This window comes from Pontibacter sp. YIM B11418, assembly GCF_059278805.1.
In genome coordinates, this window is record NZ_JCAEMH010000004.1 from 121,863 (window position 1) to 136,834 (window position 14,972).

Annotated in this window: 9 protein-coding genes; all 9 read right to left on the bottom strand. The window is 49.4% G+C overall.

Going from position 1 to position 14,972, the window contains the following annotated elements:
* Nucleotides 1–4 precede the first annotated feature (4 nt).
* Nucleotides 5–3,160 carry a SusC/RagA family TonB-linked outer membrane protein gene (locus AC4QZR_RS11060; RefSeq protein ID WP_494480980.1) on the bottom strand — a complete coding sequence of 1,052 codons (3,156 nt, stop codon included), beginning with the start codon at nt 3,158–3,160 and terminating at the stop codon, nt 5–7.
* 637 nt (nt 3,161–3,797) lie between these two features.
* On the bottom strand, nt 3,798–4,742 hold the full coding sequence (locus AC4QZR_RS11065) for an ROK family protein (RefSeq protein ID WP_494480981.1): 945 nt from the start codon (nt 4,740–4,742) through the stop codon (nt 3,798–3,800).
* Between the two features lie 52 nt (nt 4,743–4,794).
* Nucleotides 4,795–6,234, bottom strand: coding sequence for a glycoside hydrolase family 125 protein (locus AC4QZR_RS11070; protein WP_494480982.1), 1,440 nt, complete (start codon nt 6,232–6,234; stop codon nt 4,795–4,797).
* A gap of 101 nt (nt 6,235–6,335) precedes the next feature.
* Nucleotides 6,336–8,612, bottom strand: coding sequence for a GH92 family glycosyl hydrolase (locus AC4QZR_RS11075; protein ID WP_494480983.1), 2,277 nt, complete (start codon nt 8,610–8,612; stop codon nt 6,336–6,338).
* Nucleotides 8,609–10,912 carry a GH92 family glycosyl hydrolase gene (locus AC4QZR_RS11080; RefSeq protein WP_494480984.1) on the bottom strand — a complete coding sequence of 768 codons (2,304 nt, stop codon included), beginning with the start codon at nt 10,910–10,912 and terminating at the stop codon, nt 8,609–8,611. The genes AC4QZR_RS11075 and AC4QZR_RS11080 overlap by 4 nt, the downstream gene beginning before the upstream one ends.
* A gap of 127 nt (nt 10,913–11,039) precedes the next feature.
* The gene (locus AC4QZR_RS11085) at nt 11,040–12,068 is read right to left on the bottom strand and encodes a LacI family DNA-binding transcriptional regulator (RefSeq protein ID WP_494480985.1); all 1,029 of its coding nucleotides are present in this window, start codon (nt 12,066–12,068) and stop codon (nt 11,040–11,042) included.
* A 56-nt stretch (nt 12,069–12,124) separates the two neighbouring features.
* Nucleotides 12,125–12,847: an SGNH/GDSL hydrolase family protein gene (locus AC4QZR_RS11090; protein ID WP_494480986.1), complete on the bottom strand. Its 723-nt coding sequence runs from the start codon at nt 12,845–12,847 to the stop codon at nt 12,125–12,127.
* 276 nt (nt 12,848–13,123) lie between these two features.
* Nucleotides 13,124–14,620, bottom strand: coding sequence for a peptide MFS transporter (locus tag AC4QZR_RS11095; protein ID WP_494481256.1), 1,497 nt, complete (start codon nt 14,618–14,620; stop codon nt 13,124–13,126).
* Complete coding sequence (locus AC4QZR_RS11100) at nt 14,506–14,787, bottom strand: hypothetical protein (protein ID WP_494481267.1); 282 nt, start codon at nt 14,785–14,787, stop codon at nt 14,506–14,508. Before AC4QZR_RS11100 ends, AC4QZR_RS11095 begins: the two co-directional genes overlap by 115 nt.
* Nucleotides 14,788–14,972: the final 185 nt, after the last annotated feature.

The following is a 14,972-nucleotide window of genomic DNA, read 5'->3' on the forward strand; positions in this document are numbered from 1 at the left end:
CTAGTTAAAAAGAAACATTCACTCCGAAGTTAAAGCTCTGCATCAGCGGATAATTGTAACCGGCCTGGTACTGCCCTTCATGTTTTTCAGGGTCAAATTGTTTCAGGAAAGAATCAGAGAATGTTAACAGGTTATGCGCATTGGCGTAGATCCGTACCTGGTTAAGGAAAGACCTGCCAGTGATTTGCGACGGGATGGTATACCCAATCTCAATGCTCTTCATGCGCAGGTAGCTGGCATTCATCCTCCAGGCATCACTCTCTCTGTAGGAAGACTGCATATACTCTGCAAAACGGTTGGCAGGCCATCTTCCCGGTACCCACTCTGAGTTCGGATCGTAAGGATTTGCCAGGTGCCATCTGTCGTAGAAGTAAGCAGGGATGTTACCGCCATTGAAGAACATCTGGCTGTATACCTCATTGAATCGGATGGTGTACAAGGATGCCCCCTGGAAAACGGCAGTCATGTCGAAGTTCTTGTAGCCGGCGGTAAGCGTAAGTCCGTAGAACAGCTTCGGAGTACCGTTTCTGAAGATTGGCATCATGTCCTTGCCATCGATGATTCCGTCTCCGTTCACGTCATCGTAGATGTAGTCTCCCGGTAGAATCTGTGAGTTCCCCTGGTTGCCACCGTGAATCGGGCCGTTGTTGATATCTTCCTGGTTCTGGAATTGACCCGTGCGGTCATAACCCCATTGGATATCGTTCCATCTGTTCGGGAAGCCGTGTCTCCAGCGGTCCATGCTGCTGGTGGGCTCCGGCTTGTCTACCACTTTGTGCATCGTACGGGCAAGGTTCATGTTGACACTTACCCCGTAGTTGAAATCGTTGATATTGTTCTGGTGAGAAACAATGAAGTCAAAGCCTCTCGTTAATTCACTCTCCAGGTTCTCTATCGGCATTTCCCCTCCAAAAGTGTTAGGCAAGCCGCCTTCACGGGTTTTCAGCTTTCCTGTTTTCTCCCTTTCGTAGTAGTCCGCCTCAAAGCTCAGTTTGTTGTTAAAGAAGCTACCTTCTATGCCTATGTCAGCAATCGTTGACTCCACCCAAGTGAAGTTCGGGTTGATCACACCCGGGGCCACCATGCCACCTGTCACAATACCGTTGGTGAATTCTGCGCCTTGGTTGGGCGATGGACTAAACCCTAGCACGTGCTGAAAGGGAGCCCCCACGTTCTCGCCAATCTGTCCATAAGAGGCCCTGATCTTCAGATCGTTGATAAAGTTCAGGTTGTCTTTGATAAAATTCTCTTCCGAAATTCTCCATCCTGCAGAAACAGTCGGGAAAAACGCCCAGCGGTTGCCCGGTGCGTAGCGGTAAGACCCGTCGTAACGGAAGGCGAAGCTTGCCAGGTATTTTGATGAGAAGTCGTAGTTAACGCGACCGATGTAGGACATGGTGGCTTCCTCTACTTCACTGCCCGAGTTGGTCTGAAGCCCACCCGCGAAGTCCACCACATCCGTGGTAAAGAAGTCGTACTCCCGTTTCAGGTATGAGTATTTCTTCTCGTAATATTTCTGTTCGAAAACTGCCGTTGCACTGACATTGTGTCGATCCAAAAACGTGTTCTCATACGCTAACTGGCCTTGGAACACCAGACGGTTGGCATCGTCGATGGCGTTTGCAATCCGTGGCGGATTGATCACCTGCGGCGTTAAATCCTGTGAGTAGACCGTGTAGTTTTTCCATACGTTTTTGTTAAACATGTTCCGGCTGTCATAGGAAGCGGTAGCTCTGGCTTCCAGTCCTTCCAGGAAAGGAACACTCCAGGCCAGGGAGGCAGAGGATGTGAAGTCCTTGTTCTCATTGGTGGTGTAGCCTGCGTATCGGTTCTGAGCCATCAACACCGGATTCTGCTGGTTGTGGATATTGGCAGGGTAGTCAGCGTTATCGTTGATGAAAGGACGTTCGTGCGGGTGGCTGATGATGGTCCCTTTGTAGATCCACATGAATCCGTCACCCCCCGGGTATTCCCTTTCGCTATACCTGCCGGAGAGCATTACTTCCACCCTCAGGTTGTTGGTAAGCTGCAGGCCGAGGTTGGAGCGGAAGTTATACCGGTTGTAATTGATGTCGTTGCTTTTAAATAAGCCACCCTCAGAGTAGGTGCCAAGGCTCACGAAGTAGTCAGCCTTTTCTGTACCTCCACGCACGGAGAAATTGTGCTGGTGCTGGGTAGCATAGTCCTTGAAGGTTTCGTCAAACCAGTTCGTACTCGTATAGCCGGCACCTCCCTCGCGCCAGCGTTGCAGTTCATCGGCTGATATGTAGTGGTTCTTGTCGCGATAAAAAACAGCATCGTTGTACATTTCAAGATACTGCGCTGCATCCGACATCACCGGCACATCAGTCGGCCTCTGGAAGCCTACTGTACCGGTATAATTAAAGGAAGGCTTCCCTAATTTACCCTTCTTGGTGGTCACCAGGATTACTCCGTTGGCAGCATTCAAGCCGTAGATGGCAGCAGAGGCATCCTTCAGTATGGTAATACTCTCAATGTCGTTGGGGTTAAGCTGCTGAAACTCTACTCCTCCATCCCGCACGATCCCGTCGATTACATAAAGAGGTTCTCCGAACCCACGAATATTGATGGAGGATGAAAAGCTACCCGGCTCTCCGTCCTGCTGACGAATCTGCAGACCCGGGACTTTACCCTGAAGGCTTTGTGCCAGGCTGGAACTGGTCGTAGTAACAATGTCTTTGGCTCTGATAGTGGAAATGGCAGAAGTTAGGTTTTCTTTCTTCTGGGTACCGTAGCCAACCACAACCACCTCTCCGAGGCCTGTTGCATCCATTTCCAGCCCGATAGTCAGATTAGTCTGGCCGGCAACTTCCACCTCCTGAGATTTATAGCCCAGGTATGAAACGACAAGCACAGTATTCAATCCGGCTTTTATGGTGAAGTTACCGTCAGCATCGGAAGTCACGCCGTTGGTTGTCCCCTTCTCCACGATGCTGGCACCCGGCAGGGGCATCCCCTGATCGTCTACCACCTTGCCCTTTATCGTGGCCTGGTCCTGCATGAACGCAAGCGCCATGTCGTTTTCGGGCACATTGTAAAGCGAGGCACCTGCCTGAGAAGGAAAGTACGACAGGAGAGCAGCGAAAGACACCAGCCCCCATCCCTTACGCAAATACCTGTTAGAGTATCTATTTGTCATAACTTTTGATGTTAGTTGAACTTTGAACTTCTTATGGTTTCGCGTCAACCTGATCGGCTGAAAAGCGTCGCTCCACAATGATATCAAATATACTAAAACGTTTTAGTAAAATACAACAGCATTAATAGAAAAACCCTAATAATAATTTGTCTTGTTCTCCGAAAACGCCCAATTTGTTAACCTGGCCATCATCCAGGCTTAACATGGGGTTAATACTATACCTGACTTTTGCAAAATAATATAGGAAAACAACCAGGAAGCTAAGGTATACATCTCCCCTATTCACCCTCTATGGAGGCTACAATAACCTGGTGGAAGAAGTAACAAGAGGAAAATCATAACCTTGCGTTGTAACGCCACTCTCAAAATACTGTAAATCAATACAGTAACACCATAGAGAGTACTCACTCACGCAGGGTTTGGTGGTTGAAAGAAGTATTATCGTCTTGTCTATAGAAAGGCTTAAGAGATAGGTATAGGCTGAAGCATAAGGTATGAACTGAACCCGAAAGGGTACCATCTATATAAAGTAAGAGGACCTGCCTGGCTTTCCTTTTGAAGAAAAACCAACCAGGTCCTTATACCTTAATAGTCTGTATTTCGACAGACCAGATACACTAACAAAGAGAATATAGCCTTAGAAGAATGCCTTCAACGCAGACTGTTGCTGCCAGTAGTCCAGTTGCATCAAATGCGATGCTCCCAGCATATTACAGTTTTCTGTATCCTCCACAATCTCAATTTGAAGTCCACTAGGTATACCAAGAGATGCTCTCAGGGCCTCTACGAAAAGGTGGTGCGATCTGGAGATATTGCCTCCAATTAAGAGCGCTTCTGCCTCAAATTTCTCCAGATACGGCCTTAGGAACACTGTCAGGTTTTCAACAAATTCCCCAAAAATCAGTTGGGTCGACGTATGGCCTGATGCAACCATCTCCCGCACGCCGCTACAGGTTTTCCCCGTAGCTGCCTCATGCTTCCCCACAAACCAGCGGGTAGAGAAATAATCGTCGGCGATACCAGCCTTAAAGCCCTTATCCCACAGGCACCCATTCTCCGGAATCTGCTCCCCCTCTATCGCAGGCAGGGAGTTGACCAGGAATGCTGCCCCGAAACCGGTGCCCAGGGTGAGCCCTACGGTTCTCTTATGAAGCACCTGCGTTTGTAAGGCTGCGCCCACCACAAAGGAAGAGGCGTCGTTGAAGTAATGGATTTTCTCTACCGGAATGTTTACCAGCTCACTCAACGGTTTGCGGACATCCACCTTGTAAAGGCATTCATACTTGTTGTTTCCCTCAAACATCGCGATTCCATTGGGATAATCGAACGGGCCAGGCATCGCTATACCTATACCTGTTATCCCGGTACTTCCTTGTCCCAATGTCGGGATTCGGGTCTCCAGCACCTCCCGGATCGTACCGGCCCAGGCTTCTAAAACAGCTTCCTTTGAAGCTTTATTGTCTATCTTTCTGTTTATACTGGTCCCGGGAATGATCTTGAACTGGTCCAAACACACTGCCGCTGCCGTAATATGACTCCCTCCGATGTCAACTCCCAGAGCAATCTTTCTATCCTTTGTCATTCATCAAATCTGATTTAGCTGTAGTTTATTTAGCTCGGCCACAGCCACTCCCCTATAGCAAATGCGTTTTTTCCTGATACGTCTTCCATAGCAACTCCCCGAACAAGGTATTCGCCCAGGCGAACCACTTGCGGGTAAACTGAGACGCATCATCCTTGTGGAATGCCTCGTGCATAAACCCGGTGCCCGCGTGTGTCGACTTCAGCATCCCAATACACTTCTGGATTTCAGCATCATCCTTACTGGTCAAGGCCTGTATGATGATCGACATATGCCAGATCGTATCTACCGCAATGTGAGGCCCACCAATACCTTCTGCCGCAGTACCCTTAAAGAAGAATGGGTTATCCAGTGAGAGAACAAAGCTACGAGTGTTTTTGTAAATTTGATCCCCGGCAGCATCAACAGCGCCCAGGTATGGAAGTGACAACAAGCTCGGAACGTTGGCGTCATCCATCATCAAATGGTTTCCATAGCCGTCCACTTCAAAGGCATAGATTTTCCCGTGGTTGGGGTGGTTTACCACCGCATGCTTCTGTAGGGCAGCCTTTACCTCTTCGCTAAGCTGTTTCAACTCGTTGGCTGTTGCTTTGTCTTTGGCAAGCTCCGTCATCATTTCGGCCGCCTGCTGCAAACTAACCACTGCAAAGAAGTTGGAAGGTACCAGGAAGGAAAACACAGTCGCATCGTCGCTCGGCCGGAAAGCCGAAGCGATCAATCCCACTGGTTTTACAGGATAGCCATAGCCTTGCAGCGCTCTGGTATCAGTACCTGCAGCCGTTTCCCGCTGGAAACTATAGTCGCCTTTCCCGTCTTTCAACTGCTGGTTCTTAAAAGTTTTCAGGATCAGCTTGATGGCATTTTGCCAGTCTGCGTTGAAGGGTGATGTATCGCCGGTGGTCTTCCAGTAGCCGTAGCCCAAACGGATCGGGTAGCACAGGGAATCGATCTCCCACTTGCGTTCGTGCACGCCCGGTTGCATGTCGGTGATGTCTTTTACCCAGTGGCCTGTTTGGGTCGGGTCGTTGTAGAAGGCATTCGCATAGGGATCCTTCAAAATATAGCTGGTCTGCCTGTTAATGACACCCGCGATCAGTTTCTTGAGGTTCTTGTCTTTTTCAGTGAATGGCAGGTATGGCCATACCTGTGCCGAACTGTCGCGCAACCACATCGCGTCGATGTCGCCGGTGATCACGTAGGTGTCCGGACGTCCGTTCTTTTCGGAATAGGTAACGGTGGTATCCAGTGTGTTGGGGAAGCAGTTGTTGAACAACCAGGCGAGCTCTTCATCCTTCACCTTTTTGCCGAATTCCTTGATAGCCTTCTCAATCACCTTGCTGCTGAAATTACGTTTCGCCTCTGGAGTTCTCACCTCCGGAAAACGCTTGAACAAAGTATCGGTAAGTGATGGCGCTCCTACCGCGGACAATGGGTCCAGCATAACGAATCCCCCGGCAAGCGCTACATTCTGTATAAAATTTCTTCTTTTCATATGTTACCTTATTTCACTTTCTACTACCAGTATGACGGCTGCTCTCCCCATACTTCTATTCCTGATCGTCTTCAGAGACTTAAATTTCCCCGGGAGTAAGTTCAGCGGGAGACAGAGTATGGCTTATCGCTTTCCTTTGTTCCTCTTGACTTATTAGGCTTACTGCCCATTTTAAACTGAAGCCGCCCTCCGTTCATGATATCCTGATGCCGGATAAAGTTCTTTGAATAGGCTTTACCATTTAATTTGGCAGACCTGATATACACGTTCTCTTTGCTGTTGCCTTCCGCCTCGATGACAAATTGCTTCCCGTTCTCCAGGTTGATGGTCGCTTTTCTGAAAACCGGGCTTCCCAGCACATACTCGTCCGTACCCGGAGTTACACTGTAGAATCCTAAAGCACTCAGCACATACCAGGAAGAGGTCTGTCCCTGGTCCTCGTCTCCGGGATAGCCATTTTCTGTAGAATTGTATAAGCGTTCCATCACTTCCCGGGCCCAACACTGGGCCTTCCAGGGCTGACCGGCATAGTTATACAGGTAGATCATGTGCTGGATGGGTTGGTTGCCGTGCGCATATTGCCCCATGTTGGCTAGCTGCATCTCCGTCATCTCATGTATCATGTAGCCGTAGGAGCCTGTGTTTACCGTATTGGGTGAGGAAAACACCGAGTCTAGCTTGCTCACAAACTGCTTCTCGCCCCCAAGCAGGTCAATCAATCCCTGAACATCGTGGAACACCGACCAGAGGTAATGCCAGGCATTGGCCTCGGTATAAGGGCCACCCCATTCAAAAGCGTCAAAATTCGGGTTCCATTGCCCATCTGCCTGGCGCCCCCGCATAAAGCCGGTTGCCGGATCGAACACATTCCGGTAATTGTACATCTGCCGCTCAAAGATTCCTTCGTAAAAGTCGTTCCCGGTCACTTTTGCAAGCTGGTAACCGGCAAAATCATCATAGGCGTACTCCAATGTTTTGGCAGTTCCTTCTTCATAGGTTGGGTAAGGCACATAGCCTAAGGTATAGTATTCTTTCCAGCCCTCCCGTCCGTTCGAAGGACCCCATGGACCTTTGTTTGTAGCCGTATGATGGTAGGCCTCCAGTGCTTTTTGCGGATCGAAGGTGCGTATACCTTTTACCCAGGCGTCAGTAAGTAAAGTAATAGCGTGATTGCCGATCATACCACCGTTTTCATGGGGGAAGGACCAGCTCGCCAGCCAGCCACTCTGCTCATGTACATCCAGCAAAGCGGCAACGTAGCGCCCGTGCTGGGTGGGATGCAAAATCGTATTGAGAGGAAACTGAGCCCGGAACGTATCCCAGAATCCGGTGTCCGTAAAAAGATAACCTTTATGCAGCTTCAGGTCATAGGGGCTGAAATAATAGGGCTCTCCTTCAGTGTTTATTTCATAGAATTTTCGTGAGAACAGGTTAGCACGGAACAAGGTCGAATAAAAGGTACGCATCTGCTCCTCTGTGCCGCCTTCCACCACGATCTTCCCGAGTTGCTGGTTCCATACCTGGCGAGCTTCCTCTTTAGTGTCTTCCAGGCTGTCATGTTTCCCGAGCTCCTGCTCCAGGGTAAGCTTTGCCTGTTGCAGACTTACATAAGAAGAGGCTGTCCGGGCCTGTACCTGCCTCCCTGATGCAAATTCTATGTAAGCGCCAACTCCCCTCCCTTCTGCAGATGTTACTCCAGGCCATTGCCCGCCTTTGCGGTTTTCCCAGGTCCCGTAGGCTTTAAAAGGCTGGTCAAACTCAACTACAAAGTAATTGATCAGCTTCCCGACTAGACGGCCATTGGAAACTGTGCCGGTGATGCGCTTGTTTTCTGGATCGATTATAACCGAACTTAGACCGGTATAGCCATCCAGTATCAGGTATGAATTCTCTCCTTCGGGAAAGCTGAAGCGCAGATGGGCGCCTCTTTCGGTGGGGGAAATCTCGGTGGTGATCTGGTTGTCGAAAGTGACTTTGTAGTAGTGAGGTTTGCCTATTTCATTCGTGTGGCTGAATCGGGTGGCGCGCTCGTCTTCATGCAGTTTCAGTTGCCCTACTACCGGCATCAGTGAAAAAACAGCGTAGTCGCCGCTCCAGGAGCTGCATTGGTGTGCCTGCTGAAAGCCTCTGATCGAGTCTTTTGCATACTGGTATTTCCAGCCATTTCCGTTTTTGCCAGTCTGAGGGGTCCAGGTATGCATGCCGAAAGGCAAAGCGGTAGTGGGATAGGTATTGCCGTAAGTTAGCTCAAAAGAGGAATTGGTCCCCTGAAGCGTATTGACATACTGCACCAGGCCCTGCTCCTGCCGGGCGTAGGCCGAAAAGCCCATGCCTAGCAGAAGAACTGCTAACGTGATATGGAAACCCCAATACTTCATTTCTGCATGGAAGGCGGAGCAGCTTCTTCAGCTGTTCCCCAGTCTTTATTAGGTTTTAAACCCATGGTCAGTTCCAGCTCCCCGCCATTGATGATATCCTGATGCGAGAACCACGGTTTATTCCACTCCTTTCCGTTCAGGCGGGCCGACTGAATGTACTTATGCTCCGGGTCATAGTTTTTGGCAATTATCGTGAATTGCTTTCCGTTTCCAAGGTCTAGAGTCGCCTTCTCAAATAGCGGGCTGCCGATGTTATAAACCGGCATACCGGGCGTTACCGGATAGAACCCAAGCTGGGAGAAAACAACAAAGGCAGACATACCTCCTCCGTCTTCATCACCGGGAACCCCCATCAAGTCATTCCGGAACCAGGTGTCTACCAAAAAGCGGATCATTTTCTGGGTCTTCCAGGGCTGGCCTGCATAGTTGTACAGGTATGGAATATGGAGGGAAGGCTCATTGGCCATGGAGAATTGCCCCACGTTGCCTGTCTGGTCGGGTAACTGGGCATAAAAATCAAACTTGCTTTTGCCCAACGGCTCATCAAACAATTGGTCCAGGTTCTGCAGAAAGGCTTCGCGTCCTCCCATCAGCGAGATCAGGTCGGCCACGTTGTGCTGCACATCCCACTGGTAGGTCCAGGCATTGTTCTCCCCGTAATAATCCCGGGCACCCATACCACCGGAGAATTTGTAGTCGAATGGCTCAATAAAGTTTCCGGAAGAATCTTTCGGATGGAAAAAACCGGTTTTCGGATTAAACAGGTGCCTGTAGTTGTAAGATTTTTCCTGAAAGAATTTTGCACCCTCGTGGTAACCGAGTTCTTCAGCAATCCCGGCCAACGCCCATTGGTCGTAGGCGGTTCCCAGCGTTACGGCAATGGCCTGACGGCGCTCAAACGAATTCACCTCCGGGATGTACTCTTTCTCTCCTGGTCTTAGCGCCGGGATAAAGCCTTTCTTCTTGTAAAAACGATCGAGTTCTCCTGCAGGGGCGGCTGACCAGGGGGCCAATGTTTTATCTGTAATAGCATTCTTGGCAGCCTCGTAACCCGCTTTCAGATCGAAGTTGCGAAGGCCTTTGCGCCAGGCATCCAGCAGGGTGGGCACGCCATGGTTAGAGTTCATCCGCCTGCTGTCGCCCGTGATCTCGGGGAAAGTCGGCAGCCAGAACTCATCCATTTGCTGTGCCATCAGTACAAAGGAGTTCAGGATGTCTTCTTCTTTGGCCGGATCGATTAGTACGTTTAGCGGGTGGTGCGCCCGGTAGGAATCCCAGATCCAGTCGTCGGTATAGAAGTCACGATCGGCTTTGTGCACTTTTCCGTCAAACGCACTGAAATAGCGGCCATCTTCTGTAATATTCACCGGCCGCTCGAACGTGCGGTATAGGGAGGTATAGAAGACAGTACGCTCATCAGGAGAGCCACCGGCGATGTTTACCTTGCCCAGCGTTTCGTTCCACTGTTTACGCGCCTGGGTTTGTAATTCAGCGATGCTCTTGCCAGCTACCTCGCGCAGCATATTTTGTTTTGCCTGAACGGCATCAATAAAGGAGATTCCATAGCGCAGCTTCAGCGACTGGAGTGCGGCAGGATATTCCATTACAAGGCTGGCTTCCCGGCCAGTTGCAGAAGACCCGACTGAAATCTTTCCTTCCTGCAACACAGAGACTTCGGAAGGTTGCGTTTCGGGTTCTATGTAAACGTAGATGCGCGTGTTGTTTGCCAGCTCCTGGTAGCCCGAGAGGGCCTTTCCGTCCCAATCCAATTGGCCTTGCCTGGAACTTACTACCAGATAGGTATCTTCCTGACGTCCAAAGTTGATCTCATAAAGGGCGGCCTGAGACGAAAGTCCATAATGTACGTCCATCTCCTGCTCGTCGAGGTAGACATAATACGAATAGGGCGTGATCTTTTCCCGATCGTAGCTATACCTGATAACAGACTGTAGCCCAGACGCAGGACCCTGGTAGGGGCTCAGACTAAAAGCGGAGCTTCCCCTGTGACTGGTGACTGCGACGGGAAGACCTTTAAGTCGTACGCCTGTGTAGTCGTCCCGCTCGGGGTAGACCCGGAGCATGCCGTTAGGCAGGTGCATGGTGGGGTAAGTCGGCACCAGCAGGTGACTAATATTCCCCATATAGGGATTAACATGGTCTACGGGCTCTACAATAGCTTTCTGAACCGTCGAACAGCTACCCAGTATTAGTCCACATAACAGCCCTAAGACCTTAATTGTATACTTGCTCATAATGTCACTCCTAAATCGTTTTAGCAAAAAACTAAAAAAATCGCTCATTTGCAAACTTGCTATTGTCTATGTCCGCAGATTCTAGGGGAGAATGGACCACGCAAACAAGGAATTCCTACATTTTGAGCCCCTAAGTTTCACTTCAGATAAGATTCAATAGAATAAGCGGCTGTTATTAAATGCTGCTGGCGTTCTTCGCCCTGGAAGAATCCCGCTCCCTCAACTCCGCCTTTAGCACCACCTGATGCACTGTTTTTTTCTCCCCTTTTAGCAGCTCCAGCATAATTTCCATCAATTTGTTTCCGATTTCTTCCAGTGGCTGGGCTACCGCGGAAATAGAAGGTGTATGAATGCGGAAGAATTCGTTATCATCAAAAGTCATAATGCCCCATTCATTCAGCTTACCAGGAAAATGCTCCCGCATCACCAGTAATCCCCGCTGAGTCAGATAGTTGGTCGCAAAGAAAACGGCATCCAGTTCCGGATTTGCATCAAAGAAATTCCGCATAAGCCCTTCTCCTTCCGAAGGATTCACAAACGGCAGTTCAAGCACCCTGCTTTGGAGCTTCGCCTCTTTCACCGCCTTACTATACCCCTTCAGGCGGTCTATCATCTGGGTCTGTTTTGACGCAATCGTTACAAAGCCAATATTCCTGTAGCCATTCCCAATAAGATGTTTCGTAGCCTTGTAAGTAGCGTTCTCATTGTCAATCACCACATAATTCGTTTCCAGCTCAGGGAAATAGCGGTCGAAGAGAATCATCGGAACGTCTTCCTCCAACAAGGCCATGATCTGTTTTTTGGCCCCTGCCGAAGGTATAATAATATAGCCGGTTACCTTCTGATCCCTGAAAACCTGAAGGAGCTCTTCGGTGTGCCGGTCGTCGTTCTCGTTGCTGCAGAAAATAACCTTGTAGCCTTTCTTATAGGCAGTAACTTCAATGATGCGGGCTAACCGTGCAAAGAAGGGGTTGGAGATATCCTCCACCATAAAAACGATGACGTTAGACTTGCCGGTGCGCAGGCTCTGTGCAAGCTGGTTCGGAGTGTAATTGATCTCTTTAGCGTAATTAAGGATTTTCTGGATAACTTCCTCAGAAATACGCATCTCCGGCCCTTTGCCGTTCAGGACGAAGGATACGGTCGTTACGGAGACATTGAGGTTAGCCGCAATGTCTTTAATGGAGGGACGTTTGGGTTTCAATTTCAGGTATAGCAGTAGCGTTAGGATGATGCTTCCATCAGGAAGAGTAGATAAGCTTAAAGGCTTTTGGTCCTGGAGGTTTTAGTTTTCTTTGGTTCCTTTTTACCCTGTTTCAGGGCATTTTCAACCGCTTTCAGCACCAGTGGCTCCATCACGGCATATCCCTTCAGATCCGGATGCACGCCGTCACCCGAGTATTTCTTCTTTAGTCCCTTTTCGTCATCCACCATCGCAGAGAAATAATCCAGGTAAACGAACCCTTGTTCGGCTGCATAACGCTTCATCCAGGTATTCACCTGCCCAATCATTCCAACGGCATCAGCGTCTTTGCTCCACGGATACTCTTTCACGGGCAATATAGAGCTCAACACTACTTTTATTCCATTTGCTTTCGCCAGCTGCGCCATGGCCGCCAGGTTGTCTGTGATCATCTTTACGGAGGAAGGTCCGGTGTTTCCCGCAATGTCATTGGTTCCAGCCAGAATCACCACTACCTCAGGCTTCAGGTCAATCACATCAGGAGTAAATCGTATTAGCATCTGAGGCGTCGTTTGCCCACCGATCCCTCTTCCAACAAAACAATGCTTCTCGAAGAACTCCGGGCGCTGTTGCCACCAACCCTCTGTGATCGAGTTGCCCATAAAGACAGCTTTTGGGTTTTTAGTAGAGGCAATGATCTCCTGATTAGCAGCCTCATATTTTTTCAGGTTAGGCCAATCCTGTGCATAAGTAGTAGCAGTTGTAAAAAGGAGGGCAAAGAGGGATAGTAATTTCTTCATAATGTTAACTTAATCTTTATTCAAAGGTGTGGGATGTCATGATAAAGCCAGGCTCCAACATACTCTAATATGAAGCGAAAGACTCTTATCCTATCGTAAAACTATTATTTTTAATCTGATTAGCAAACTCCTCCCGAATGGGTGGCCTATGGGTCGTTACAAAGCTCAGTCAGAAAATGAAGACTCAGTGCCATACTTCGGGTTGTGTACAAAATAAAAAAAATCAGCCCGGGTGAAAGTCCAGGCTGATTTTAGGTAAGTCTGAAGGTATAGAGCCTACTGTTTGCCAGTGTGCGTTTTCACGATCTCCCGAAGCCACCGGAGCATCAGTAATATGGCAAAAGCTGCCAGTAACGACCCAATGCAGTTTACCACGAAGAACCAGGCCTTGTGGTCATACCTGTCCCACATACTGGCCAGTACCCCTGATAATTTGTTGCCGATGGAGGTAGCCAGGAACCAGCCACCCATCATCAGGGCAGTCAGGCGAGGCGGGCTCAGCTTTGACACCAGGGAAAGGCCCATCGGGCTCAGGAAAAGCTCCCCCATCGTAATCACGGCGTAGGAACCAACCAGCCACATCGCGGAGCTTTTTTCTGCGCCATTCATACCGGCAAACACGGCACCCACCATCACCAGCGTGCTCATGGCCGTGATGATCAGGCCCCACATAATCTTGGCAGGCGTTGAGGGCTCCTTGCCCCGCTGCCGCAAAAAGCCGAAAAACCACACGACCAGTGGCGTGAGCAGAATAACAAACAAAGGGTTGATGGACTGGAAAAGCTCCGTCGAGACCAGTTTCAGGGGTTGGCCTTCGGCCGGCCATTGATCCTTGGGCAGGTTATTGAAGTACGGCGCCACTCCCTCTTTGGTCACTACTTTGCCATCGGCATCGGTACGCGATCGGAAGTTTTCATCATAATCCGGCACGGTTGCCAGGCTCTGATCCACTTCCTGTACCATACCAATCGTGCCGGCTGGCCCGGTCAGCTCATCTACCATTTCACGATCGGTATAATATTCGGTCCAGGTAGTAAGCGCTGTACCGTTCTGCTTGAAGATGGCCCAGAAAACGATCACTACAGCAAAAATGGAGAGCAGGGCGGCAATTGGCCGTTTATCTTCTGAAGAAGCGCGTGCCCAAAGCGAACCGTAGAACACCATAATTGGGATAGCACCAAATAAGAAGGCGTCTGTTGAGTTTGAGCCGAAAATATCCCCAGGTATAAGCACCCAGCCCAGCACGCCGGCAACGACTGCAGGTAATATCACCACACTAAAAATACGGGTGAGCGACATATCGTTGGCCGCGGCTGGCTTGCGCACATCAGCATCTTTGTAATGCTTATTGCTCAGCCAGAAAATGATAACACCCAGGAACATACCTACGCCTGCAGCTGCAAAAGCGTAGCCCCAGCCATAGTTATTCCGAAGGTAAGAAGACACGAAGGGCGCAATAAATGCTCCCAGGTTAATACCCATGTAGAAGATGTTATAACCTGTGTCCTTCTGATCCTGGTATTCGGGTGTGGAGTACAACCCGCCTAAAAGGGTAGAGATATTTGGTTTAAAAAAACCGTTACCGATGATGATCAGGCCAAGCGCAGCGACCATTGCCAGATCGCCCGGCAAAGCCAGCCCGATATAGCCAATAGCCATCAGGATACCGCCAATGGAGATCGATAGCCTATACCCCAGTACCCGGTCAGCAAGCAGGCCGCCAAGAAGGGAGTCAGGTAAACAAAAGCAATGAACGTCCCGAAGATATCGGATGCGCTTTCCTTGGAAATCCCAAGGCCACCATTTTGTGCATCGATCATGTAAAGGAAGAAGATGGCCAGCATCAGGTAGAAGCCGAACCGCTCCCACATCTCGGAGAAGAACAGGTAATAGAGACCTTTAGGGTGCTTTGATTTGGTAGCAGTTTTAGTAGTAGACATTCTTTATTCGCAAATTTTGTTTGAAAGTAAACATACTTTGCCCGCCAGCAAAACAAAAAAACCTGCACGATCAGAATCAATGCTATGTACTATTTATTTGAGACTGGTTTACAACTTTTGCAGTCAATTGTTGAAGAAAGCTGTAAGAACTACATCGACCGGGAGGGCTTCAGGCTCCCGAATCT

What these genes read in the sequence shown, in the direction of transcription:
- AC4QZR_RS11060 (WP_494480980.1), bottom strand. Translation starts at nt 3,160, where the DNA reads ATGACAAATAGATACTCTAACAGGTATTTGCGTAAGGGATGGGGGCTG.
- AC4QZR_RS11065 (WP_494480981.1), bottom strand. Translation starts at nt 4,742, where the DNA reads ATGACAAAGGATAGAAAGATTGCTCTGGGAGTTGACATCGGAGGGAGT.
- AC4QZR_RS11070 (WP_494480982.1), bottom strand. Translation starts at nt 6,234, where the DNA reads ATGAAAAGAAGAAATTTTATACAGAATGTAGCGCTTGCCGGGGGATTC.
- AC4QZR_RS11075 (WP_494480983.1), bottom strand. Translation starts at nt 8,612, where the DNA reads ATGAAGTATTGGGGTTTCCATATCACGTTAGCAGTTCTTCTGCTAGGC.
- AC4QZR_RS11080 (WP_494480984.1), bottom strand. Translation starts at nt 10,912, where the DNA reads ATGAGCGATTTTTTTAGTTTTTTGCTAAAACGATTTAGGAGTGACATT.
- AC4QZR_RS11090 (WP_494480986.1), bottom strand. Translation starts at nt 12,847, where the DNA reads ATGAAGAAATTACTATCCCTCTTTGCCCTCCTTTTTACAACTGCTACT.
- AC4QZR_RS11100 (WP_494481267.1), bottom strand. Translation starts at nt 14,787, where the DNA reads ATGTCTACTACTAAAACTGCTACCAAATCAAAGCACCCTAAAGGTCTC.